The organism is Streptomyces diastaticus subsp. diastaticus, from assembly GCF_011170125.1.
Classification (GTDB): Bacteria; Actinomycetota; Actinomycetes; order Streptomycetales; family Streptomycetaceae; genus Streptomyces; species Streptomyces diastaticus.
In genome coordinates, this window is record NZ_BLLN01000003.1 from 196,378 (window position 1) to 217,913 (window position 21,536).

The 21,536-nt window shown below is 73.6% G+C and carries 20 protein-coding genes; 13 read left to right on the top strand and 7 right to left on the bottom strand.

The window, feature by feature from the left end:
• Positions 1 to 16: 16 nt before the first annotated feature.
• Positions 17 to 988 carry an NAD(P)-dependent alcohol dehydrogenase gene (locus Sdia_RS09305; protein ID WP_189500403.1) on the bottom strand — a complete coding sequence of 324 codons (972 nt, stop codon included), beginning with the start codon at positions 986 to 988 and terminating at the stop codon, positions 17 to 19.
• A 106-nt stretch (positions 989 to 1,094) separates the two neighbouring features.
• Here Sdia_RS09305 and Sdia_RS09310 point away from each other — a divergent pair, with 106 nt between their 5' ends.
• Positions 1,095 to 1,757, top strand: a complete 663-nt coding sequence (locus Sdia_RS09310; protein WP_189500404.1) for a TetR/AcrR family transcriptional regulator — start codon at positions 1,095 to 1,097, stop codon at positions 1,755 to 1,757.
• Positions 1,758 to 1,788: 31 nt separating this feature from the next.
• Here the strand turns inward: Sdia_RS09310 and Sdia_RS09315 are convergent, their stop codons facing one another.
• Entirely contained in the window at positions 1,789 to 3,108 is a 1,320-nt protein-coding gene (locus Sdia_RS09315; protein ID WP_100452785.1) for an MFS transporter, read from the bottom strand.
• A 536-nt stretch (positions 3,109 to 3,644) separates the two neighbouring features.
• A complete protein-coding gene (locus tag Sdia_RS09320; RefSeq protein ID WP_100452786.1) occupies positions 3,645 to 4,979 on the bottom strand; it encodes a family 4 glycosyl hydrolase in 1,335 nt (444 codons plus the stop codon).
• Positions 4,980 to 5,055: 76 nt separating this feature from the next.
• On the opposite strand from Sdia_RS09320, the gene Sdia_RS09325 reads away from it, so the two are divergent.
• Together Sdia_RS09325 and Sdia_RS09330 are read left to right on the top strand one after the other, a co-directional pair.
• Positions 5,056 to 6,198: a carbohydrate kinase family protein gene (locus Sdia_RS09325; protein ID WP_100452787.1), complete on the top strand. Its 1,143-nt coding sequence runs from the start codon at positions 5,056 to 5,058 to the stop codon at positions 6,196 to 6,198.
• 100 nt (positions 6,199 to 6,298) lie between these two features.
• Positions 6,299 to 6,976 carry a DUF2470 domain-containing protein gene (locus tag Sdia_RS09330; protein WP_100452788.1) on the top strand — a complete coding sequence of 226 codons (678 nt, stop codon included), beginning with the start codon at positions 6,299 to 6,301 and terminating at the stop codon, positions 6,974 to 6,976.
• A gap of 263 nt (positions 6,977 to 7,239) precedes the next feature.
• Here the strand turns inward: Sdia_RS09330 and Sdia_RS09335 are convergent, their stop codons facing one another.
• On the bottom strand, positions 7,240 to 9,024 hold the full coding sequence (locus tag Sdia_RS09335; protein ID WP_189500405.1) for a serine/threonine-protein kinase: 1,785 nt from the start codon (positions 9,022 to 9,024) through the stop codon (positions 7,240 to 7,242).
• Between the two features lie 361 nt (positions 9,025 to 9,385).
• Between Sdia_RS09335 and Sdia_RS09340 the strand changes: the two genes are divergently transcribed.
• The 6 genes from Sdia_RS09340 (at position 9,386) to era (ending at position 14,659) form a co-directional block, all read left to right on the top strand.
• Complete coding sequence (locus Sdia_RS09340) at positions 9,386 to 10,402, top strand: PhoH family protein (RefSeq protein WP_100452789.1); 1,017 nt, start codon at positions 9,386 to 9,388, stop codon at positions 10,400 to 10,402.
• A gap of 55 nt (positions 10,403 to 10,457) precedes the next feature.
• Positions 10,458 to 10,955 (top strand): rRNA maturation RNase YbeY, encoded by a 498-nt coding sequence (gene ybeY / locus Sdia_RS09345; protein ID WP_100452790.1) that lies wholly within the window; start codon positions 10,458 to 10,460, stop codon positions 10,953 to 10,955.
• On the top strand, positions 10,952 to 12,277 hold the full coding sequence (locus Sdia_RS09350) for a hemolysin family protein (RefSeq protein WP_100452791.1): 1,326 nt from the start codon (positions 10,952 to 10,954) through the stop codon (positions 12,275 to 12,277). The genes ybeY and Sdia_RS09350 overlap by 4 nt, the downstream gene beginning before the upstream one ends.
• Positions 12,274 to 12,648 carry an MmcQ/YjbR family DNA-binding protein gene (locus Sdia_RS09355; protein WP_100452792.1) on the top strand — a complete coding sequence of 125 codons (375 nt, stop codon included), beginning with the start codon at positions 12,274 to 12,276 and terminating at the stop codon, positions 12,646 to 12,648. The genes Sdia_RS09350 and Sdia_RS09355 overlap by 4 nt, the downstream gene beginning before the upstream one ends.
• Before the next feature lie 44 nt (positions 12,649 to 12,692).
• Positions 12,693 to 13,046, top strand: coding sequence for a cytidine deaminase-like protein (locus Sdia_RS09360; RefSeq protein ID WP_100453338.1), 354 nt, complete (start codon positions 12,693 to 12,695; stop codon positions 13,044 to 13,046).
• A 671-nt stretch (positions 13,047 to 13,717) separates the two neighbouring features.
• The gene (gene era, locus Sdia_RS09365) at positions 13,718 to 14,659 is read left to right on the top strand and encodes a GTPase Era (RefSeq protein WP_100452793.1); all 942 of its coding nucleotides are present in this window, start codon (positions 13,718 to 13,720) and stop codon (positions 14,657 to 14,659) included.
• A 51-nt stretch (positions 14,660 to 14,710) separates the two neighbouring features.
• Here the strand turns inward: era and Sdia_RS09370 are convergent, their stop codons facing one another.
• Positions 14,711 to 14,977 carry a protealysin inhibitor emfourin gene (locus Sdia_RS09370; RefSeq protein WP_100452794.1) on the bottom strand — a complete coding sequence of 89 codons (267 nt, stop codon included), beginning with the start codon at positions 14,975 to 14,977 and terminating at the stop codon, positions 14,711 to 14,713.
• 56 nt (positions 14,978 to 15,033) lie between these two features.
• The gene (locus tag Sdia_RS09375; RefSeq protein ID WP_100452795.1) at positions 15,034 to 16,173 is read right to left on the bottom strand and encodes a M4 family metallopeptidase; all 1,140 of its coding nucleotides are present in this window, start codon (positions 16,171 to 16,173) and stop codon (positions 15,034 to 15,036) included.
• Positions 16,174 to 16,472: 299 nt separating this feature from the next.
• On the opposite strand from Sdia_RS09375, the gene leuA reads away from it, so the two are divergent.
• The 4 genes from leuA (at position 16,473) to Sdia_RS09395 (ending at position 20,989) form a co-directional block, all read left to right on the top strand.
• A complete protein-coding gene (gene leuA / locus Sdia_RS09380) occupies positions 16,473 to 18,266 on the top strand; it encodes a 2-isopropylmalate synthase (RefSeq protein ID WP_100452796.1) in 1,794 nt (597 codons plus the stop codon).
• A gap of 213 nt (positions 18,267 to 18,479) precedes the next feature.
• The gene (locus Sdia_RS09385) at positions 18,480 to 19,181 is read left to right on the top strand and encodes a TerB family tellurite resistance protein (RefSeq protein ID WP_100452797.1); all 702 of its coding nucleotides are present in this window, start codon (positions 18,480 to 18,482) and stop codon (positions 19,179 to 19,181) included.
• 142 nt (positions 19,182 to 19,323) lie between these two features.
• Positions 19,324 to 20,070 carry a DNA repair protein RecO gene (gene recO, locus Sdia_RS09390; RefSeq protein WP_003947960.1) on the top strand — a complete coding sequence of 249 codons (747 nt, stop codon included), beginning with the start codon at positions 19,324 to 19,326 and terminating at the stop codon, positions 20,068 to 20,070.
• Between the two features lie 82 nt (positions 20,071 to 20,152).
• Positions 20,153 to 20,989 (top strand): isoprenyl transferase, encoded by an 837-nt coding sequence (locus Sdia_RS09395; protein ID WP_100452798.1) that lies wholly within the window; start codon positions 20,153 to 20,155, stop codon positions 20,987 to 20,989.
• Between the two features lie 108 nt (positions 20,990 to 21,097).
• Here Sdia_RS09395 and Sdia_RS09400 read toward each other — a convergent pair whose 3' ends face one another.
• The gene (locus Sdia_RS09400; RefSeq protein ID WP_100452799.1) at positions 21,098 to 21,523 is read right to left on the bottom strand and encodes a Fur family transcriptional regulator; all 426 of its coding nucleotides are present in this window, start codon (positions 21,521 to 21,523) and stop codon (positions 21,098 to 21,100) included.
• Positions 21,524 to 21,536: the final 13 nt, after the last annotated feature.

Below are 21,536 nucleotides of genomic sequence, written 5' to 3' on the forward strand. Positions count from 1 at the left end.
CGGGCCCGCGCGGCGGTCAGGCCGTCTCGTCCGCCGCGACGCGGATCACGTGCTTGCCGCGCACCCCGCCCGCCTCCAGGGCGCGGTGCGCGGCGGCGATCTCGGCCAGGGGACGGACGGAGTCGACGACCGGGCGCAGGGCGCCACCGTCCACCAACCCGGCGAGTTCGGTGAGCAGGCAGTGGCGGGGGTCGCCGCTGAAGAACCGGACGTGGGCCCGGCCGTGGACGGTGGAGGCGAGCAGATGGCCGAGGCTCGCCGCCTTGCGGTCCAGATCGAAGCTGATCGCCACCATGCGCCCGCCGGGTGCCAGCCGCCGCCGCCAGGCCCGGTGCTCCGTCCCGGCGGTGTCCATGATCACGTCGAACGGACCGAGGTCCGCGGGCCCGCACTCGGTGTAGCTGTACGCCTCGTCGGCGCCCAGTTCCCGCACGAAGTCGAGCCGGCCCGGCCCCGCCAGCGCCGTGACCCGGGCGCCCAGTGCCTTGCCGAGCTGGACGGCGACACTGCCGGCGCCGCCCGCGGCGCCGCGTACCAGCAGCCGTTCGCCGGGGCGCGGTCCGGCGTGCGCCCTCAGCGCGGTGAGGCCCGTGGTGCCGCCCGCGGGCAGTGAGGCGGCCTCGGTCAGGCTCACCGTCCGCGGGGCCCGCGCGATCCGGCCGGGCCGGACGGCGAGGTACTCGGCGGCGCTGCCCAGGGTGCGGCCCAGGACGCCCCACACCCGGTCGCCGACGGCTGGGCCGCGCACGCCGGGGGTCACCTCGGCGACCTCGCCGGTGAAGTCGATGCCGGTGCGCTGCGGGAAGCGGCCGCCGGTGACCAGGCGGACCCGCCCCGCCCGCCCGGCCAGCTCGCCGCCGTTGACGCTGGTGGCGTGGACCTTGACCAGCACCTCGCCGGGCGCCGGCACCGGAACGGGGACGCGCCCCTCGTAGAGGACCTCGGGCGGTCCGTAGCGGTCGAGGAGGGCGGCGCGCATCGTGGGCATGGCGGGTCCTGTCGGGGGAGGGGTCGGGCGGGAGGCCAACGAGGGCCGTGCTCCACGCCAACCGGCTAACCGGAGGAACCCTTCCACTTGACTTAAAGTGAGAGACATGCCTGCTCAGCCCTCTCGGAACCGCCCCGGCGACGGCCTGCGCGCCGACGCCCGCCACAACCGCGCCCGTATCCTCCAGGCCGCCCGCACCGCCTACGCCGCCCACGGCATCGACGTCCCCGTCACCACCATCGCCCGGCACGCCGGGGTCGGCGTCGCCACCCTCTACCGCCGCTTCCCGACCCGGGACGCCCTGGTCTCCGAGGCGTTCGCCGAGCAGTTCCGGGCGTGTGCGGCCGTCCTCGACGAGGCGCTGGCCGACCCCGACCCGTGGCACGGCTTCCGCTCACTGGTGGAGCGGGTGTGCGCCATGCAGGCCCGCGACCGGGGCTTCACCGCCGCCTTCCTCGCCCGCTTCCCCGGTCTGCTCGACCACGAGGGCGAGCGTGAGCGCGCCGAGGCCAAGCTCGCCCAGCTGGTGCGGCGCGCCCAGCGGGCCGGCTCCCTGAGGGCCGACTTCGACCCCAGCGACGTCGTCCTGGTGCTGCTGGCCAACAACGGCCTGTCCAAGGGCGGCGAGCACAGCGCGCCCGCCGCCTCCCGCCGCCTCACCGCCTACCTCCTGGAGTCCTTCCGCGCCGTCCCGCCCGCTCCCGGCACCAGCCGTGCCCTGCCGCCCCCGGCCCCGCTGGAGCTGCGCCAACTCCACGACGGGCCGTGACCCCGGGCGGGAGCGGGCACCTCACGGGCGGTCAGCCGCCGTCCCCCGTGCTCCCGGCCGTGCCCGGACCCGTGCCGGGGCCGGCGGTGCTCAGGGCGCGCCGGGTCAGGTGGCGGCCGGTGACGGAGAGCGGGGCGACGGGCTGCTCGCAGGTGCCGAGCGGGGGCACCGGCACCGAGGCGGCCCGGGTGGCGGCGAGGCCCCCGCGGCGCACCCTGCCGAAAGGCAGCGGGCGTGCGGTGGTGTGCACGGCGACCAGCGTGAGCGGGACCGCGAGCAGCAGCAGCGTCGTACCGAGGACCAGACCCATCACCGGGAACCCGGCGTGCTCCGAGAGGAGCGATCCGGCGAGCGGGCCGAAGGCGACGCCCAGCGCGGAGGCCGATCCGACCATCACGGCCCACCGGCCGCGCGGATCGAGGAAGGCGCCCAGGCCGATCAGGTAGGAGAGGACGGCCGGGTAGAGGGTGTTCCACGCGATCTCCCCGCCGGCGAAGCCGGCGAGCCCGTCGGCGCGGGCGCTGGCCGCGATGCACCCGGCGATCAGCACGGTGCCGGCCCCGATCGGCGCGGCCCGGCCGAGCCGGGTGCCGAGTGCGCTCGCGCCGAGGATGCCGAGCAGTCCGGCGCCGAGGGCCGCCGCGAAGACCGCGCCGACCGCGGCCTCGCTCAGGCCGGCCTGGTCGGTGCCGATGCGGCCGCTCACGCCCCACAGCGCGTTCTGGCAGAGCGCCCACAGGACGATCGCCCCGACCAGCACGGCGCCCGAACGCCGGTGCGGCAAGGGCGAGCCGGTCGTGGCCGTCGCCGCGTCCCGGCTCCGCGGGAGGCGGCCGGTGGCGGGCCAGACCAGCAGGGCGACGACCGCCACGGCCCCCAGTGGCAGGCCGTGGCCGCCGCCCAGCGCGGGCATCGTGAGGTACAGCGCGCCCGCGGTGGCGGAGACGGTGAGCAGGCCGAGGGTGGAGGCCCGGTGCGGGTCGCGCCGGGCGGCGATCCCGCCCGAGGCCACCGCCATGGTGGTGCCCGATCCGAGTCCGCCGACGGCGGCCCCGGCCACCACCAGCGGCAGCGTGGTGGTCGCGGCGGCGGCGCCGTATCCGGCGGCCATCAGCAGGAGGCCCGCGCGGGAGATCCGCCGCGCGCCGAGCCGCTCCACGCGTGAGGCGAGCAGGAAGCCGGCCGACGCGGAGCAGAGCAGCAGGACGCTGCCGAGGACTCCGGCCTCCGGCGTGGTGAGGGGCAGGTGGTCGTCGAGCCGCCCGACAAGGGTCGGCAGCAGGTACGAGGCGAGGTAGCCGGCGGTGAACAGGGCGACGAGGGGCCAGGCGGCACGGGGGCGCGAGGGCACAGGCGTTCCTTGAAGAAGGCATGCCGGACAGGCACGCAGGAAGCGAGAGAAGAGGGAGTCGCTTCCGGTCCGAACCACGAGCGGGGGGAAGCGCGGGCCAATTTGTATCAAGCGCGCGGAGGCGTCGGACAGTCGACCCGCAGTGTTGCCGGTCACATAATGTTTGCATTCCGCTTACCCGGGTATCCCGGCTCGAACTCCCAGTTCAGGGGGGCGCGTTGAGGTTCCGCTTAGCATCCGGAGCGGGGAGGGCACACGAAACGGGCCGAGGCGCGTACACGCGCCCCGGCCCGTTGGCTGACGCTCCGCCAGGCGCGAGCGCCCCGGCGCGCGCCACTCCCGGCAGCTCACGCCCCCTCGGTCGCCGGACGTTCCCCGGAAGGGGTGTGCGTCGCGTGCCGTCCGGGCGTGCCTCGCGGGCCCGCCGCCCGGACTGCGCCACTTGGTCGAGCGCACCGCCCGCCGGCGGGTCCGGTCGCCGGGCCGCCCGTCGTCGGCTCGCCCCGCGCTCCCGGCCTACCGTCCGTACGTCCCTCTCACGCCCCCGCGCGGGCCAGGACCCGTTCGGCCACCGCCACCGAGTCGACCAGGGGGTGCAGTGCCACCGCCCGCAGGGCCGCCTCCCGGTCCTTGAAGAGCGCCGCCTCGATCGTGGCCCGCTCCACCGCCTTGAGCTGGAGCACCAGCCCCAGCTCCGCCTCGCCCAGCGGTGTCGGCGACGCCACCGGGCGCGCCCCCGAGCCGTCCACCTCGCACACCGTCTCCACCACCGCGTCCGGCGGCAGCGCCGCGAGTACCGGCGGGGCGTCCGGCCCGCCCGAGGAGTTCCGCACGTTCAGGATCAGCCGGGCCGGCCGGTCGCGGGCCAGCGCCCGCATCAGCGCCAGCGCCACCTGGTCGTAGCCGCCGCCGTCCAGGTCGCAGGTGTCCCGCTCCCAGCCCCCGGAGGCGGCCCGGCTCTCCGCCATGTAGGTCTCCTCGCGCTCCAGGCGGGTCCGCTCCCACAGCGCGAACGCCTGCTCGGGCCGCCGGTGCGCCTCGGCGAAGAAGGCGGACTGCTGCGCGTCGAGGAAGGCGCCGCGGGTCTCCCCGGCCGCCCGTACCGCCGCCAGCGTCTCGCGGCGGAAGTAGTAGTAGTGCAGGTACTCGTTGGGCAGCGCGCCCAGCGCCCGCAGCCAGGCGGGCCCGAAGAGGCGGCCCTCCTCGAAGGAGGCCAGCGCCGCCTCGTCGGCGAGCAGCCCGGGCAGCAGGTCGCGGCCGTCGGCCCCGGTGAGGGAGCGCAGCCAGCCGAGGTGGTTGAGGCCCACGTAGTCGTAGCCGACGGTGTCCGGGTCGGCGCCCGCGGCCCGGGCCGCGCGCCGCACCAGGCCCACCGGGGAGTCGCAGATCCCGATCACCCGGGACCCGAGGACCGAGGCCATCGCCTCGGTCACCGTACCGGCAGGGTTGGTGAAGTTGATGACCCAGGCGTCCGGGGCGAGTTCGGCGATCCGCTCGGCGATCCCGAGCGCCACGGGGACGGTACGCAGCCCGTACAGCACGCCGCCCGCGCCCACCGTCTCCTGGCCGAGCAGCCCCTCGGCGAGCGGAACGTGCTCGTCGGCGACGCGGCCCGCGGTGCCGCCGACGCGGATCGCGGAGAAGACGAAGTCGGCGCCGCGCACCGCCTCGTCGAGGCTGGCGGCGACCACCACGCGGGGCAGTCCGCCGCCGTCCGCCGGGCGCGGCAGTCCGTCCAGGACCGCGCGCATCACGCCCAGCCGCAGCGGGTCGGTGTCGTACAGCGTCAGGGTGCCGACCTCGCTGCCCGCCAGCGCCCGGTACACCAGCGGGACGCGGAAGCCGCCGCCCCCGAGAATCGTCAGCCTCATGGGCCGGAACGTACCGCATGGAAGGGGTACGCGGTCGGGCAGACTGTCCGGATCCGCACCACTCAGGGAGTCCGCCGTGAGTTTCGACGAAGGAGACCGCACGCCGCACCGCGCCGCCGGTGTGGACCCACTGGTGGGGCTGCGCCGCCCCGGCGACCCGCCGGTGGACGTCTACCTGACGGGCACGGTCTTCCTCGACATCATCTTCACCGGCCTCGACTCGGCGCCCGTGCGCGGCACCGAGTCCTGGGCGCGGGGCATGGGCTCCAGCCCCGGCGGCGTCGCCAACATGGCCACCGCCCTCGCCCGGCTCGGCCTGCGCACCTCGCTGGCTGCCGCCTTCGGCGACGACCACTACGGCGAGTACTGCTGGGACGCGCTGGAGAGCGGCGAGGGCATCGACCTGACCGGCTCCCGCCGGGTCGACGGCTGGCACTCCCCGGTCACGGTCTCGATGGCCTACGAGGACGAGCGCACGATGGTCTCGCACGGCCACGAGGCCCCCGTCGACCTCGCCCCGGTCCCCGCCCACCCACCGCGCGCCCGCGCCGCCGTCGCCGCCCTCGCGCCCGGCGTGCGAGCCCCCTGGATCGCCGAGGCGGCGCGCGCCGGTACGCGCGTCTTCGGCGACGTCGGCTGGGACGACACCGGCACCTGGGACCTGGACGCCCTGCCCGACCTGGAGCACTGCGAGGCCTTCCTGCCCAACGCCGCCGAGGCGATGCGCTACACCCGCACCGACTGCCCCCGGGCGGCGGCCCGCGCGTTGGCCGACCGGGTGCCGCTGGCCGTGGTCACGCTCGGCTCGCAGGGGGCGTACGCCGTCGACGGACGGACCGGGGAGACCGCCGACGTGCCCGCCATCGCCGTCGACGCCCTCGACCCGACCGGCGCCGGGGACGTCTTCGTCGCCGGGTTCGTCACCGGGACGCTGGCCGGCTGGCCGCTGGCCGACCGCCTCGCCTTCGCCGGGCTGACGGCGGCGCTGTCGGTGCAGGAGTTCGGCGGCTCGCTCTCGGCGCCGGGGTGGACGGAGGTGGCCGCCTGGTGGCGGCGGGTGCGCGCGTACACCCACACCTCGGCGCGTTCCGCCCATGGCCACGACCCGCAGGCGCTGCGCCGGTACGCCTTTCTGGAGGGCCTGGTCCCCGAGGTCTCGGCCACGGCCTGGCCGCTGCGCCGGGCGGTGCCGACCATCGGCTTCGGGAGGTCCGCCTGACGGCGTGTCGCCCGACCGGGTGAACCCGAGCGGGGGGTCGGGTTCCCCCCACCCCCCGATGTAGCTAAGGTAAGCCTTACCTTACTGAAGGGGTCACCTGATGTACGCGCACACCCGAGACGGGGAGCCGACCCCCGCCCAGCGAGTCCGCTCCGTGGTCGAGGCCGCGGATTCACTGACCGTCACCACGGACGGCCACAGCATCGGCCTGGTCGGCCTGCACACCGTGGACGCCGCCGGTGGACTCACCCTCCACGACCCGCCGGGCGAGCACCTCGGAGCCGAACTCGACGCCGCCCTCGACGGGACCCTGCCCGCCGTCGTGGAGTTCACCGACGTCGCCCCCGTCCACCTGCGCGACCGGGTGCGGGCGCGGCTCAGCCTGCACGGCTGGCTGGGCACCGCCGCCGACCGCGGCCTGCACCTGCACACCGAGTACGCCGTCCTCGCCGAGCACGGGCGCAGCCGGCGCATCGGGGTCGACGAACTGGTCCGGGCCCAGCCGGACCCGCTGGCCCGCGCCGAGGCCGAACTCCTCTCCCACCTCGACTGCGCCCACGACGCCATGGTGCGGGCGCTCGCCCGGCTGGCGCCGGCGGATGTCCGGGCGGCGGCGGTGCGGGTGCGGCCGGCGCGGCTCGACCAGTACGGGATCACCCTCCGGTTCGAGCACGCGGGGCGGAGCCATCAGGAGGTGCGGCTGGGGTTCGGCAGGGCCGTGCGGTACCCCGAGGAGGTGGGGGAGGAGATTCGGGGGCTGGTGGTCGGCAGGGTCTGACCTCATGGGCCGGGCGGGCTGTCTGCTGGGCGGGCGCGTCCCTTGACCGTCCCGGTCACGGAAGCGGCATCAAGCGCCGGCCGGGCTGTCGGTGGGGGTGCTGTGCGGCTTTCCGCGCCGGGTCGAGGTGGCCCAAAGCGCCGGCCGGGCAGGGTTTTCGCCGGGCTGGAACGTGCCGGGCGGGGATGTCGCCGGGCTGGGGTGCGCCGATGGGGCGTGGGTGTCTTGGCGGCCGGTCTCGGACGTCCCCGTTCCGGCCGCTCTCACAGGGCCGTCCAGCGTTGGGAGGGGGTGCCGGCGCAGTGGGTGGTGGTGACGCGGGAGCCGTTCACCGTGCCGAGGCAGCCGCCGGTGCCCACGCTGACGAGGGTGCCCCCTGAGCCAGTGCGCCAGCGGCGGCTCTCATCCTGGTTGCAGGAGAGGAGCAGGATGCCTCCGGCGCCGGAGGAGAGGCAGGAACGACCCGACTCGTGGACGATCTCGAAGGAGCCGTCGGAGAGAGGGCGGAAGGCCCAGACCGTGCCGGAGCCGTTGCAGCCGGCGGTGGTGGGAGGGCTGTTGAACGGGGCGGCGAGGCATTTGCTGTTCTCGCCGTTGCGGTAGCGGTGGGCGCCGGAGGGCGGCTCGGCACCCTCGTCGGAGTCTTCGGTCGGGCCGGGACCACCCCCGCCGTCACCGCCGCCGGAGGAGCTGGAGCCGCCGGAGCCGTCGCCCTTGTCCCCGGTGCCCGGGGCGGGGGCGTCGGCTCCGTTCCCCGAGTCGTCCCCCTTGCCCGTGCCCTGGTCGGCGCCCTCGTCCTTCTCTCCCTTCTCCCCGCCCTCGTCCTTCTCCCCGTCCTTCTCCTCCTCTTGGCCCTTCGCCGACTTCGCGGGTGACGCCGAGGCGGACGGGCCGGCGCCCGGTGTGGCGGGGGACGAGGCACTGGAGGAAGGGGCGGCGCCGGCGGGGTCGTCGGCGCCGAAGGTGTGGGGGAGCAACTGGACGGCGAGGGTCGCTCCGCCCGCCACGACGACGGGGACGACGGCGAGGAACACGCGGTTGCGGCGCCGCCGCTCGCCGGGGGGCTTCGGGCGGGCCTTCTCGCCCAGGTCGAGTGTCTCCACGGAGACGGGCGGTGGGGGGTCCAGCTCCTGGACGTTCGCCGCGAAGGCCGCCTTCTCCGCCAGGTCGGCGCTGAAGGAGTCCGGCCACAGGGGCGCGGTGGACGGTCCGCGCCCCGTGGCGCGCCGGACCAGCTCGGCCGCGGTGGGGCGGGCCTCGGGGTCCTTGGCGAGGCAGGCGGTGACGAGGTCGGCGAGGGCGGTGTCCAGCTCCTGAACCGCCTCCAGCCCGGGTTCCTCGTGCACGATGCGGTACAGGACGGCGGGGCCGGACTCCTCGCCGAAGGGCGGCTTGCCGCCGGCCGCGTACGCGAGGACCGACCCCAGCGCGAACACGTCGACGGCGCCGGTCAGGTCGCGCCGCGTGACGGCCTGTTCCGGGGCCATGTAGGCAGGGGTGCCGACCACCATGCCGCTGCGGGTCAGCTGGCTCTGCTCGGTGGCCCGGGCCACGCCGAAGTCGATGACCGTCGCGCCCTCGACCGTCAGCATCACGTTGGACGGCTTCAGGTCCCGGTGGACCATGCCGAGGCCGTGCACCGGGACGAGCCCCTTGGCGGCCTCGCGCAGCAGCAGCCACACCGCCTCGGCGGGCAGCGGGCCCTGGTGCCTCCGGACGGCGTCGCTGAGGGTGAGCCCGGGCACGTAGGCGGTGGCGAGCCACGGGGGACGGGCGTCGCGGTCGCTGGCGATCAGCGGGGCGGTGGCCTCCCCGGGCAGCCGGGAGAGGTTGTCCAGCTCGTGCCCGAAGCGGCGGACGAAGTCCTGGTCCTCGCCCGCGACCGACGGCAGCACCTGTTTGACCGCGACGTACCGCCCCTCGTGGACGCCGAGGAAGACGCGCCCCATCCCGCCGGTGCCCAGCCGTCCGGCGAGGGGAATCCCGCCGATCCACGCCGGGTCGTCCGGTAGCAGCGGCTTGGCCCCGCTGCCGGTCAGGTCGAACACGCCCACTTCTTCTCCCCCGTGGCACAGCATCTCGATTCCACGCGAAGTCTGGTCAGCGGGCCGCAGGAGGGGAAGTGGCTTCTGGAAAATCGCTCCAGAAATTCACGCGAACGTGCCCGGCTCACCCATCACGGGACGCCACCTTGGCCGGGCCCTCGCAGATCCGCGCCGCCGGTCAGGGGAACGGCGTCAGCCTCCGTGGCCCGGCGGCCCGCGCCACCCCACCGGGACCTCCGGGCCCCCGCCGTGTCGAAAAGCTCTTCGGGTGGCGGTGGGCGGGGACGTAGGCTTGGGGGTGAGGCGGGCCGTCGGAGGGCGGCTTCCCTGAGCGAGGAGGACGAGCAGGCTGAAAAGCCGGCCCATGACGCAGACACCTACAGGACCGAGCCCCGCGCGAGGGCAGGCGCGAGCCCAGTTCACCGTTCCGGCGAGGCACCCGATGGTGACCGTGCTGGGCTCCGGAGACGCGCTGCTGCGCGTGATCGAGAAGGCCTTCCCGGCGGCAGACATCCATGTCCGGGGCAACGAGATCAGCGCGACCGGCGACCCGGTGGAGGTCGCCCTGGTCCAGCGGCTGTTCGACGAGATGATGCTGGTGCTCCGCACCGGTCAGCCGATGACGGAGGACGCAGTGGAACGCTCGATCGCCATGCTGAGGGCGAGCGAGGAGGGCACGGGCTCCGAGGAGACCCCGGCCGAGGTGCTGACCCAGAACATCCTCTCCTCGCGCGGCCGCACCATCCGCCCGAAGACGCTCAACCAGAAGCGGTACGTCGACGCCATCGACAAGCACACCGTGATCTTCGGCATCGGCCCCGCCGGTACCGGCAAGACCTACCTGGCGATGGCCAAGGCGGTGCAGGCGCTCCAGTCCAAGCAGGTCAACCGCATCATCCTGACCCGGCCGGCCGTCGAGGCGGGGGAGCGGCTGGGCTTCCTGCCCGGCACGCTCTACGAGAAGATCGACCCGTACCTGCGCCCGCTCTACGACGCGCTGCACGACATGCTCGACCCCGACTCCATCCCCCGTCTCATGGCGGCCGGGACCATCGAGGTCGCCCCCCTGGCGTACATGCGCGGCCGGACGCTGAACGACGCGTTCATCATTCTCGACGAGGCGCAGAACACCAACCCGGAACAGATGAAGATGTTCCTCACCCGGCTGGGCTTCGAGTCGAAGATCGTCATCACCGGTGACGTCACCCAGGTCGACCTGCCGACCGGCACCAGGAGCGGTCTGCGCCAGGTGCAGGACATTTTGGAGGGCGTGGACGACGTCCACTTCTCCCGCCTCACCTCGGAGGACGTGGTCCGGCACAAGCTGGTCGGCCGTATCGTCGAGGCGTACGAGAAGTACGACAGCCGGGACGGCCGCTGAGGCGGCCTCCTCCGTCCGCGCCTTCGGGCACGCTCAGCGGGAGTACAGCACCACCATGTCGATCGACGTCAACAACGAGTCAGGAACCGAGGTCGACGAGCGCGCGATCCTCGACATCGCCCGGTACGCGCTGGCGAGGATGCGCATCCACCCGCTCTCGGAACTCTCGGTGATCGTCGTCGACCCCGAGGCGATGGAGCAGCTGCACGTCCAGTGGATGGACCTGCCGGGGCCCACCGACGTGATGTCCTTCCCGATGGACGAACTGCGTCCGCCGGCCAAGGACGAGGAGGAGCCCCCGCAGGGCCTGCTCGGCGACATCGTGCTCTGCCCGGACGTCGCCCGGCAGCAGGGGCAGGACGCGCCGACCCAGCACTCCATGGACGAGGAACTGCAGCTCCTCACCGTCCACGGCGTGCTGCACCTGCTCGGCTACGACCACGAGGAGCCCGGTGAGAAGGCCGAGATGTTCGGTCTCCAGCAGGCCATCGTGGACGGCTGGCGTGAGGAGAACGGGCTGACCGGCCCCTCTCCGGCCCCGACCGTCTCATGATCGGCGGCCTGCTCACCGGCGCCGTCCTGCTGGTCGTCGTCGCCTGGCTGGCCGCCTGCGCCGAGGCCGGGCTCGCCCGCGTCTCCAGCTTCCGTGCGGAGGGCGCCGTCCGGGCCGGGCGGCGCGGCAGCGCCGGACTCGCCCAGGTCGCCGAGGACCCCACGCGCTACCTCAACGTCGCCCTGCTCGTCCGGGTCGCCTGCGAGATGGCCGCCGCCGCCCTCGTGACCTACGTCTGCGTCGAGCGGATCAGCGCCACCTGGCAGGCGCTGCTCGTCGCCATCGCGGTCATGGTCCTGGTCAGCTACGTGGCGGTCGGTGTCTCCCCCCGCACGATCGGCCGCCAGCACCCGCTCAACACGGCCACGGCCGCCGCGTACGTCCTGCTGCCGCTCGCCCGTGTCATGGGGCCGGTCCCCAAGCTGCTGATCCTGCTCGGCAACGCCCTCACCCCCGGCAAGGGCTTCCGGCAGGGCCCCTTCGCCAGTGAGGCGGAGCTGCGGGCGCTGGTCGACCTCGCCGAGAAGGAGCAGCTCATCGAGGACGAGGAGCGCCGCATGGTGCACTCCGTCTTCGAACTCGGCGACACCCTCGTCCGCGAGGTGATGGTGCCCCGGACCGACCTGGTCTCCATCGAGCGGTACAAGACGATCCGCCAGGCCCTCACCCTCGCCCTGCGCTCCGGCTTCTCACGGATACCGGTGACCGGGGAGAGCGAGGACGACGTCGTGGGCGTCGTCTACCTCAAGGACCTCGCCCGCAAGACCCACATCAGCCGCGACGCCGAGTCGGAGCTGGTCTCCGGCGCGATGCGGCCCGCCGTCTTCGTCCCCGACACCAAGAACGCCGGTGACCTGCTGCGCGAGATGCAGCAGCAGCGCAACCACGTCGCCGTGGTGATCGACGAGTACGGCGGCACCGCCGGGATCGTCACCATCGAGGACATCCTGGAGGAGATCGTCGGCGAGATCACCGACGAGTACGACCGGGAGCTGCCGCCCGTCGAGGAGCTGGGGGAGGGCCGCTGCCGGGTCACCGCCCGGCTCGACATCGGCGACCTCGGACAGCTCTACGGCCTGGAGTCCTTCGACGACGAGGACGTGGAGACGGTCGGCGGCCTGCTCGCCAAGGCGCTCGGCCGGGTGCCGATCGCCGGGGCGGGTGCCGTGGTGCCGCTGCCCGACGGGCGCGGCCTGCGGCTCACCGCCGAGGACTCGGCCGGCCGCCGGAACAAGGTCGCGACGGTCCTCGTGGAACCGCTCGACCAGCACGAGGCGGCGGAGGCCGTCGCCGCCGAGGAGGAACGGGAGGACACCTGGTGAGCGCGGCTGACGGGCGGCTCGACGCGGAGGGGCTGCGGGCCTTCTGTCTCTCCTTCGGCGCGGCCGTGGAGGAGTTCCCCTTCCATCCGGAGACCTCCGTCTTCAAGGTCGAGGGCAAGGTCTTCGCCCTCAGTGACCTCGGCGCCGATCCGCTGAAGATCTCCCTCAAGTGCGACCCGGACGAGGCGGTACGCCTGCGCGCGGCCCACCCGGAGATCGTCCCCGGCCGGCACCTGAACAAGCGCCACTGGAACACGGTCACCGTGCCGCCCCTCCCGGCCCGCCAGCTCCGCGAAATGATCGAGGACTCCTACGACCTGGTGGTGGCGGGGTTGCCCCGGGCGGTCCGCCTCCGCCTCGACCGGCCCTGACACCCCTCTCCTCCGGGACACGGGCACCTCTTATGCTCGGGGCCATGACCGAGAGCACCGAGCTGCCCCCCGAGGACCGCAAGATCGTGACCCTGGCCCGCTCGGCCCGGGCCCGTAACGGGGTGCCGGAGGGAGCCGCCGTCCGTGACGAGACCGGCCGCACCTATGTCGCCGGCACCGTCTCCCTCGACTCCCTCCAGCTCAGCGCCCTGCGCACCGCGGTCGCCATGGCCGTCGCCTCCGGCGCCCGCTCCCTGGAGGCCGCCGCCGTCGTCACCACCGCCGACACCCTCCCCGCTGAGGACCACACCGCCGTGACCGACCTCGGCGGCCCCGAGACCCCGATCCTGCGCGCCACCCCCGACGGCACAGTCCAGCAGACCCACACCACAGCCTGACCCGCACCACCGCACCACCGGGCGACCGCGCGACCCGTACCACCGCCTCCGCCACCGCTCCACCCCTCCCCGGCCCGCAGAACCTCAGCCCCCGACTCCGCTCGCGGCTCGGCCCCGCGACTCGCCGCCCGAATCGGCCCCTCGCCGCAGCCCTCTCCGCCCAGGGGACGTCTTCAGAGTCCCGCACGGTGCCCACGGCGCCCGGCACCCGCTCTCGTCCCACTGGGCGAAAGCCCGAGTACGTCCAGTACGAGAGCTTCCGCCAGGCGTGCCGAGAGCACGCACCGGAGACCGCGGACACCGCGGACACCGCGGACCGCGCAGGACTTCGAAGACGCCCCCTACGTAGGGCCACCGCCCCCAGTCCGCCCCCCTGGCCGGAACACCTCTCACCCGGGCCTGGCCACTCCCCGGTCCCGCCACGCCCCAGCCCATGCGGCGTTCGAGGCCGTCTTGTGCCGGTGGCGGCCCACCGGGCCTGAGCCGTCTTCGAGCCCGGCCGGCGCTCGGTGCTCCGGGGAGGGCGGCGGGCCCGCCGGGCCCGAGCCAATTTCCCGGCCCGGCCGGCGCTTGGAGCCACCCCCAGTGCCGGCAAGCACCGCGAGCCGAACTGAACGGCCCCCCGGGAGCCCGCGGTCCGGGGACCCCCACGCATCGGGGACAATGGGCGCATGAGCGCCCCCTCCTCCTCCGTCACCCCCGCGCACCGCGCGGGCTTCGCGTGCTTCGTCGGCCGTCCGAACGCGGGCAAGTCCACCCTGACGAACGCACTCGTCGGGCAGAAGGTCGCGATCACCTCCAACCGGCCGCAGACGACCCGCCACACCGTGCGCGGCATCGTCCACCGGCCTGATGCGCAGCTGATCCTGGTCGACACCCCCGGCCTCCACAAGCCGCGCACCCTCCTCGGCGAGCGGCTCAACGACGTGGTCCGCACCACCTGGGCCGAGGTCGACGTCATCGGCTTCTGCCTGCCCGCCGACCAGAAGCTCGGCCCCGGCGACCGCTTCATCGCCAAGGAGATCGCCGGGATCAAGAAGACCCCGAAGGTCGCCGTGGTCACCAAGACCGACCTGGTGGACGGAAAGCAGCTGGCCGAGCAGCTCATCGCCGTCGACCAGCTCGCCGCCGAGCTGGGCTTCGAGTGGGCGGAGATCATCCCGGTCTCCGCCGTCAAGGGCGACCAGGTCCAGCTGCTGACCGACCTCCTGGCCCCACTGATGCCGGAGGGCCCCGCGCTCTACCCCGAAGGCGACCTCACCGACGAACCCGAGCAGGTCATGGTCGCCGAACTGATCCGCGAGGCCGCCCTGGAGGGTGTCCGCGACGAGCTGCCGCACTCCATCGCCGTGGTGGTCGAGGAGATGCTGCCGCGCGAGGACCGCCCCGCCGACAGGCCGCTGCTCGACATCCACGCCAACGTCTTCATCGAGCGCCCCAGCCAGAAGGGGATCATCATCGGCCCCAAGGGCAAGCGGCTGAAGGAGGTCGGCGTGAAGTCCCGCAAGCACATCGAGGCACTGCTCGGCACCCCCGTCTTCCTCGACCTGCACGTCAAGGTCGCCAAGGACTGGCAGCGCGACCCCAAGCAGCTCCGCCGCCTGGGCTTCTGAGGCCGGGCGGGCAGGCCGGACGGCGGACCTGCCAGCCCGGGGGAGGGGTGCCTACGCTCCCTCCTTCAGCACCCGGGAGACCAGCTCCCGCTGCGCGGGGGTCAGGTGCGGGTCGGTGAAGTGGGCCGAGCGGCCGTCGACGGTCAGCTGGTAGGCGAAGCCGTCGGGTACGCCGGTGGCCGGGGCGGGGGTGGCGGTTTCCAGGGCGCGGGCTGCCAGCTCCTCCCATGCCTCGGCGTCGGGGAGCGAGGTGGTGTCCACCCCGGCCCGCCGCTCGATGCCGGAGAAGCCGCCGGTGCGTCGTACGTCGATGCGCATACCCAAGTCCCTACCCCCGAGGCCCGCCCGGCACCGGTGCGCCGGCGGCCCGGCGCTCAGGAGCCCGCCCCCACCCCGACCTCGGACCAGGCCTTGAGGACCGCCTCGCGCTCCTCGCCGCGGCCGAACCGCTCTTCGGCCGCCTTGGCGGTGAGGGCCGCGAAAGCGGCGAAGTCGGCCTGGGCACTCAGCTCGCCGCCGGTCAGCACGTCGTACCAGATCTGGCCCGCGCGCTCCCAGGCCGGGCCGCGCAGGGCGGTGGCGACCAGGTAGAAGGCGCGGTTGGGGATGCCGGAGTTGATGTGGACGCCGCCGTTGTCCTGGTCGGTCTCGACGTAGTCGGCCATGGAGCCCGGCTGGGGGTCCTTGCCGAGGACGTCGTCGTCGTAGGCCGTGCCGGGTTCCTTCATGGAGCGCAGGGCCTTGCCCTCCACGCGGGGCCCCAGTACGTCGGCGCCGATCAGCCAGTCGGCGTCCTCGGCGTTCTGCCCCAGCGTGTACTGCTTGAGGAGGGAGCCGAAGACGTCGGAGACCGATTCGTTGAGCGCGCCGGGCTGGTCGCGGTAGGCGAGGTTGGCGGTGTACTGCGTGACGCCGTGGGTCAGCTCGTGGCCGATGACGTCGACGGGGAGGGTGAAGTCGAGGAAGACCTCGCCGTCACCGTCGCCGAAGACCATCTGCTCGCCGTCCCAGAAGGCGTTGGCGTACTCCTTGCCGTAGTGGACCGTGGCGTTGAGCGGCAGGCCGCGGCCGTCGATGGAGTCGCGGCCGAAGCTCTTGAGGAAGAGTTCGAAGGTGGCGCCGAGCCCGGCGTAGGCGCGGTTGACCGTGGCGTCGCCGCCGGGGTCCGAACCCTCGGCACGGACCTTGGTGCCGGGCAGCTCTTCGCGGTTCTCCGCGTCGTAGATGGTGCGCTGCGGGGTCGCCTCCGCCCCCTCGGCGCCGCGGGTGGCGGCCGGGACCGCCGCACGGGTCGCGGCGACGGCGGAGAGGCGGCGGGTGCGCTCACGGGCGTCCCGCTCCAGGGTGCGGCGGGCGGGGACGGCGAGGACCGGGTCGTCCAGACCGCTGAGGTGGTCCAGCACGTGCGGCGGCACGATCGTGCAGAACACGGGGTGCGGGGCGGGGCGGATCAGGGGGGAGTCGGCGGCGGTGCGGGCGGTCGGTGTGCGCGTGGGGCGCTGATTGTCGGTCATGAGACTGGCTTGCTCTCTGTGACCGGACTGAAACACTCCGTGGAGGAGATTAGCGAAATAGAGGGACTCGTCACCTCTGGGGCGTTACCGCACTCCGGTCCCGCATACTGATACACGTCAGCGCAACAGGGGTGGCTCGGTTAGGCTGCGGAGCATCATGCGTTTCGGGCTGCTTCTCCTTAGCCGCCGCGGTGAGGGCCTGTAGTCGAGGTCGACCCCCTCCCCGCGGAGTTCGGTGTTGCGGTGAATCCGCCGCCCGTCGGCCGTCTCCAGTGGACCACTGAGGAGCCCCGCGCATCATGTCGAACCCCGTCGACACCCCCCGTACCGCCGCCGCCGACCAGCCGGTGAGCCGTCGGACCCCCCTGACCCGGGACAGCGTCACCCAGCGCCCCTCCGGAATGCCGACCGGCCGGTACCGCGGCTACGACGCCGTGGACCTGGCCGACCGGACCTGGCCCGAGAACCGCGTCACCAAGGCCCCCCGCTGGCTCTCCACCGACCTGCGCGACGGCAACCAGGCGCTGATCGATCCCATGTCGCCCGCCCGCAAGCGTGAGATGTTCGACCTGCTGGTGCGGATGGGCTACAAGGAGATCGAGGTCGGCTTCCCCTCCTCCGGTGAGACGGACCACGCCTTCGTCCGCTCCATCATCGAAGAGGGCGCCATCCCCGAGGACGTGACCATCTCCGTCCTGACCCAGGCCCGCGAGGACCTGATCGAGCGCACCGTGGAATCCCTGAAGGGCGCCCACCGCGCCACCGTCCACCTGTACAACGCCACCGCGCCCACCTTCCGCCGGGTCGTCTTCCGCGGCTCGCGCGAGGACGTCAAGCAGATCGCCGTCGACGGCACCCGGCTGGTCATGGAGTACGCCGAGAAGCTGCTGGACGCCCGGACCGCCTTCGGCTACCAGTACAGCCCGGAGATCTTCACCGACACCGAGCTGGACTTCGCGCTGGAGGTCTGCGAGGCGGTGATGGACGTCTGGCAGCCCGAGGAGGGCCGCGAGATCATCCTCAACCTGCCCGCCACCGTGGAGCGCTCCACCCCCTCCACCCACGCCGACCGCTTCGAGTGGATGTCGCGGAACCTGTCCCGCCGCGAGTTCGTCTGCCTCTCCACCCACCCGCACAACGACCGGGGCACCGCCGTCGCCGCCGCCGAACTGGCCGTGATGGCCGGCGCCGACCGCGTCGAGGGCTGCCTCTTCGGCCAGGGCGAGCGCACCGGCAACGTCGACCTGGTCACCCTGGGCATGAACCTCTTCTCCCAGGGCGTCGACCCGATGATCGACTTCTCGCAGATCGACGAGGTCCGCAGGACCGCCGAGTACTGCAACCAGATGGAGGTCCACCCGCGCCACCCCTACGTGGGAGACCTCGTCTACACCGCCTTCTCCGGCTCCCACCAGGACGCCATCAAGAAGGGCTTCGACGCCATGGAGGCCGACGCGGCGGCCCAGGGCAGGACCGTCGACGACATCGAGTGGGCCGTCCCCTACCTGCCCATCGACCCCAAGGACGTCGGCCGCTCCTACGAGGCCGTCATCCGGGTCAACTCGCAGTCCGGCAAGGGCGGCGTCGCCTACGTCCTGAAGAACGACCACCACCTCGACCTGCCGCGCCGTATGCAGATCGAGTTCTCGCGGCTGATCCAGGCCAAGACCGACGCCGACGGCGGCGAGGTCACCCCGGCCGCGATCTGGGCCGCCTTCCAGGACGAGTACCTGCCCAACCCCGACAACCCCTGGGGCCGCATCCAGATCCGTGCCGGACAGACCACCACCGACGTCGAGGGCGTCGACCGGCTGACCGCCGAGGCCGTCGTGGACGGCGAGGAGACCGTGCTCAGCGGCTCCGGCAACGGTCCGATCTCGGCCTTCTTCGACGCCCTGCACACCATCGGCATCGACGTACGGCTGCTCGACTACCAGGAGCACACCATGAGTGAGGGCGCCAACGCCGTCGCCGCCTCCTACATCGAGTGCGCCATCGACGACAAGGTGCTCTGGGGCATCGGTATCGACGCCAACACCACCCGTGCCTCCATGAAGGCCGTGGTCTCCGCGGTCAACCGCGCCGCCCGCTGACCCCCGGCCCGTGCCCACGCCCCGCCCGTCCCGTACGCGGCGGGGCGTCGGGTTACGGCCAGGTCACACGCGCGGGGCTGACGCCACCCGGGGGATGTGGCTAACATCACGTCCACACGGCAGCCCCGCACGGGCCGGCCGCCGCCCCCGGGACGAGGCGACGGCCGCGCGGGGCACGGCGCGACGACGCGCCAGATGCGACGGAGGTGCGACGTGCTGCCCAGGAGCCGATCAGGACGGGCCACCGAGGACCGGCGCCCGCGCGTCTGCGGGGTCCGCACCCACTGGACCACCGTCGGGGACGGCGAGTTCCACTGCCCCGACTGCGGGGGCGACCGCAACTACCAGCGGCGCACCGGCCGCCGCAGGCTCACCCTGCTCGGCCTGCCCGTGCTGCCGCGCGGCGAGGCCGGACCCGTCGTCGAGTGCGCCTCCTGCGAGGGCCACTTCCCGACCGACGTGCTCGCCCGCCCCACCACCACCCGCTTCTCGGCCCTGCTCCGCGACGCCGTGCACACCGTCGCGCTCGCCGTCCTCGCAGCCGGCGGCACCGGCTCGCGCACCGCGCTCGCCGCCGCCGTGGAGGCCGTCCGCGACGCCGGGTACGAGGACTGCACCGCCGAGCGGCTCACCGCCGTCGCCGAGGCCCTCGCCGCCGACACCGGACAGCGGTCCGGCGGCGGCGACGCCGAGGCGCTGCTCGCCGTGGAACTGCACGAGGCGCTCGACCCGCTCGCCCCGCACCTCGCCGGCCTCGGCCGCGCCTCGCTGCTGCTGCGCGCGGCCGGCATCGCCCTGGCCGACGGCCCCTACACCCCGGCCGAACGCGACGTCCTCACCGCCGTCGGCGCCGCCCTCACCCTTCCCCGCGAAGAGGTCACCGACCTCCTCACCGCCGCCCGCACGCCGTCCTGAGCGGTGCGCGGCGCCCAGGGCGCCGTGCGGGTCGTGGACAGCCTCCGGCGGAACCGGCCGGCGCCACCCCCTCCGCCGGCCGCACAGCCGCACCGGCACCCCGCGCGCCCGCGCCGCCCCTGTCGTACGGGACAATGGCGCCATGAGTCTGTTCCGCGACGACGGCATCGTGCTGCGCACCCAGAAGCTGGGCGAGGCGGACCGGATCATCACCTTCCTCACCCGCCGCTACGGCCGGGTCCGCGCCGTCGCCCGGGGGGTGCGGCGCACCAAGTCGAAGTTCGGCGCCCGCCTGGAGCCGTTCTCCCACGTCGACGTGCAGTACTTCGCCCGGGGCAGCGAGCTGATCGGCCGCGGCCTGCCGCTCTGCACCCAGACCGAGACCATCGCCGCGTACGGCTCCGGCATCGTCACCGACTACGACCGTTACACCGCGGGCACCGCCATGCTGGAGACCGCCGAGCGGTTCACCGACCACGAGGGACAGCCGGCCGTCCAGCAGTACCTGCTGCTCGTCGGCGGGCTGCGCACCCTCGCCCGTGGCGAGCACGCCCCCCGGCTGGTCCTCGACGCCTTCCTGCTCCGCTCGCTCGCCGTCAACGGCTACGCGCCGAGCCTCGGTGACTGCGCGCGCTGCGGAATGCCCGGCCCGAACCGCTTCTTCTCGGTCGCCGCCGGTGGCAGTGTCTGCGGGGAGTGCCGCGTCCCCGGCAGCGTCGTACCCTCTGCGGAGGCCGTCGGCCTGCTCAGCGCGCTGCTCAGCGGCGACTGGGTGTCGGCGGACGCCTGCGAGGGGCGGCACGTGCGGGAGGGCAGCTCCCTCGTCTCCGCCTACCTGCACTGGCACCTGGAACGCGGACTGCGCTCACTGCGGTACGTGGACAAGTAGCGGGCACGGCCCGGGCGGGGCAGGCGGCACACCCGCCACCGGGAGCCCTTGAGATTCAGAGAAACTGGGAGACGAACACCTCATGGCACGACGCGGAATCCTCGGCCGCAACCGGCGCGACCACCAGCCCCCCGAGCCGCACCCCTCGGGCGCCCGCCCGCCGAAGATCCCCGGCGAGCTGGTCCCCGGCCACGTGGCCGTCGTCATGGACGGCAACGGCCGCTGGGCCAAGGAGCGCGGCCTGCCCCGCACCGAGGGCCACAAGGTCGGCGAGGGCGTCGTGATGGACGTCCTCAAGGGCTGCCTGGAGATGGGCGTCAAGAACCTCTCCCTGTACGCCTTCTCCACCGAGAACTGGAAGCGCTCCCCGGACGAGGTGCGCTTCCTGATGAACTTCAACCGCGACGTCATCGCCCGCCGCCGCGACGAGATGGACGCCCTCGGTATCCGCATCCGCTGGGTCGGCCGGATGCCCAAGCTGTGGAAGTCGGTCGTCCAGGAGCTCCAGATCGCGCAGGAGCAGACCAAGGACAACGACGCCATGACGCTGTACTTCTGCGTCAACTACGGCGGGCGCGCCGAGATCGCCGACGCCGCCCAGCGCATCGCCGAGGAGGTCGCGGCCGGCCGCCTCGACCCGTCCAAGGTCGGCGAGAAGACGCTCCGGAAGTACCTGTACTACCCCGACATGCCCGACGTGGACCTCTTCGTGCGGCCCAGCGGCGAGCAGCGCACCTCGAACTACCTGATCTGGCAGAGCGCCTACGCCGAGATGGTCTTCCAGGACGTGTTGTGGCCCGACTTCGACCGCCGTGACCTGTGGCGTGCCTGCCTGGAGTACGCCCAGCGCGACCGCCGCTTCGGCGGCGCCGTCGAGACCGCCACCGCCGAGCCCGCCCTGCCGCCCCAGCAGGGCTGAGGACACACGGGAGGGACGGGGAGGCCCCCGGGGCGCGTACGGGATCCGTACGCGCCCCGGGGGCCTCGGCGGCGTTCTCCGGCCGGTGGCCGGAGGCCGCCCCCTCTCCTACTTCTCGGACTTGGCGGCGCTCGCGCACTCGGCGCAGGTGCCGAAGATCTCCACCGTGTGGTCGACGTCCACGAAGTCGTGCGAGGCCGCGACCGAGTCCGCCCACTTCTCCACGGCGGGCCCCTCGACCTCGACCGCCTTTCCGCACACCCGGCAGACCAGGTGGTGATGGTGGTCGCCGGTCGAGCAGCGGCGGTAGACCGCCTCGCCGTCGTGGGTGCGCAGAACGTCCACCTCCCCGGCTTCCGCCAGCGACTGGAGCGTCCGGTAGACCGTGGTCAGCCCGACCGAGTCGCCTTGGTGCTTGAGGATGTCATGCAGGTCCTGGGCGCTGCGGAACTCGTCCACCTGGGCGAGGGCTGCGGCCACCGCCGCACGCTGCCGGGTGGACCGGCCCTTCACGGGGGGTCCTGCGGTCGTCACTTCACGGTCCTTC

What these genes read in the sequence shown, in the direction of transcription:
- ybeY (WP_100452790.1), top strand. Translation starts at nt 10,458, where the DNA reads ATGTCGATCGACGTCAACAACGAGTCAGGAACCGAGGTCGACGAGCGC.
- recO (WP_003947960.1), top strand. Translation starts at nt 19,324, where the DNA reads ATGAGTCTGTTCCGCGACGACGGCATCGTGCTGCGCACCCAGAAGCTG.
- Sdia_RS09360 (WP_100453338.1), top strand. Translation starts at nt 12,693, where the DNA reads ATGACCGAGAGCACCGAGCTGCCCCCCGAGGACCGCAAGATCGTGACC.
- Sdia_RS09330 (WP_100452788.1), top strand. Translation starts at nt 6,299, where the DNA reads ATGTACGCGCACACCCGAGACGGGGAGCCGACCCCCGCCCAGCGAGTC.
- Sdia_RS09320 (WP_100452786.1), bottom strand. Translation starts at nt 4,979, where the DNA reads ATGAGGCTGACGATTCTCGGGGGCGGCGGCTTCCGCGTCCCGCTGGTG.
- leuA (WP_100452796.1), top strand. Translation starts at nt 16,473, where the DNA reads ATGTCGAACCCCGTCGACACCCCCCGTACCGCCGCCGCCGACCAGCCG.
- era (WP_100452793.1), top strand. Translation starts at nt 13,718, where the DNA reads ATGAGCGCCCCCTCCTCCTCCGTCACCCCCGCGCACCGCGCGGGCTTC.
- Sdia_RS09370 (WP_100452794.1), bottom strand. Translation starts at nt 14,977, where the DNA reads ATGCGCATCGACGTACGACGCACCGGCGGCTTCTCCGGCATCGAGCGG.
- Sdia_RS09375 (WP_100452795.1), bottom strand. Translation starts at nt 16,173, where the DNA reads ATGACCGACAATCAGCGCCCCACGCGCACACCGACCGCCCGCACCGCC.
- Sdia_RS09350 (WP_100452791.1), top strand. Translation starts at nt 10,952, where the DNA reads ATGATCGGCGGCCTGCTCACCGGCGCCGTCCTGCTGGTCGTCGTCGCC.
- Sdia_RS09395 (WP_100452798.1), top strand. Translation starts at nt 20,153, where the DNA reads ATGGCACGACGCGGAATCCTCGGCCGCAACCGGCGCGACCACCAGCCC.
- Sdia_RS09305 (WP_189500403.1), bottom strand. Translation starts at nt 988, where the DNA reads ATGCCCACGATGCGCGCCGCCCTCCTCGACCGCTACGGACCGCCCGAG.
- Sdia_RS09340 (WP_100452789.1), top strand. Translation starts at nt 9,386, where the DNA reads ATGACGCAGACACCTACAGGACCGAGCCCCGCGCGAGGGCAGGCGCGA.
- Sdia_RS09310 (WP_189500404.1), top strand. Translation starts at nt 1,095, where the DNA reads ATGCCTGCTCAGCCCTCTCGGAACCGCCCCGGCGACGGCCTGCGCGCC.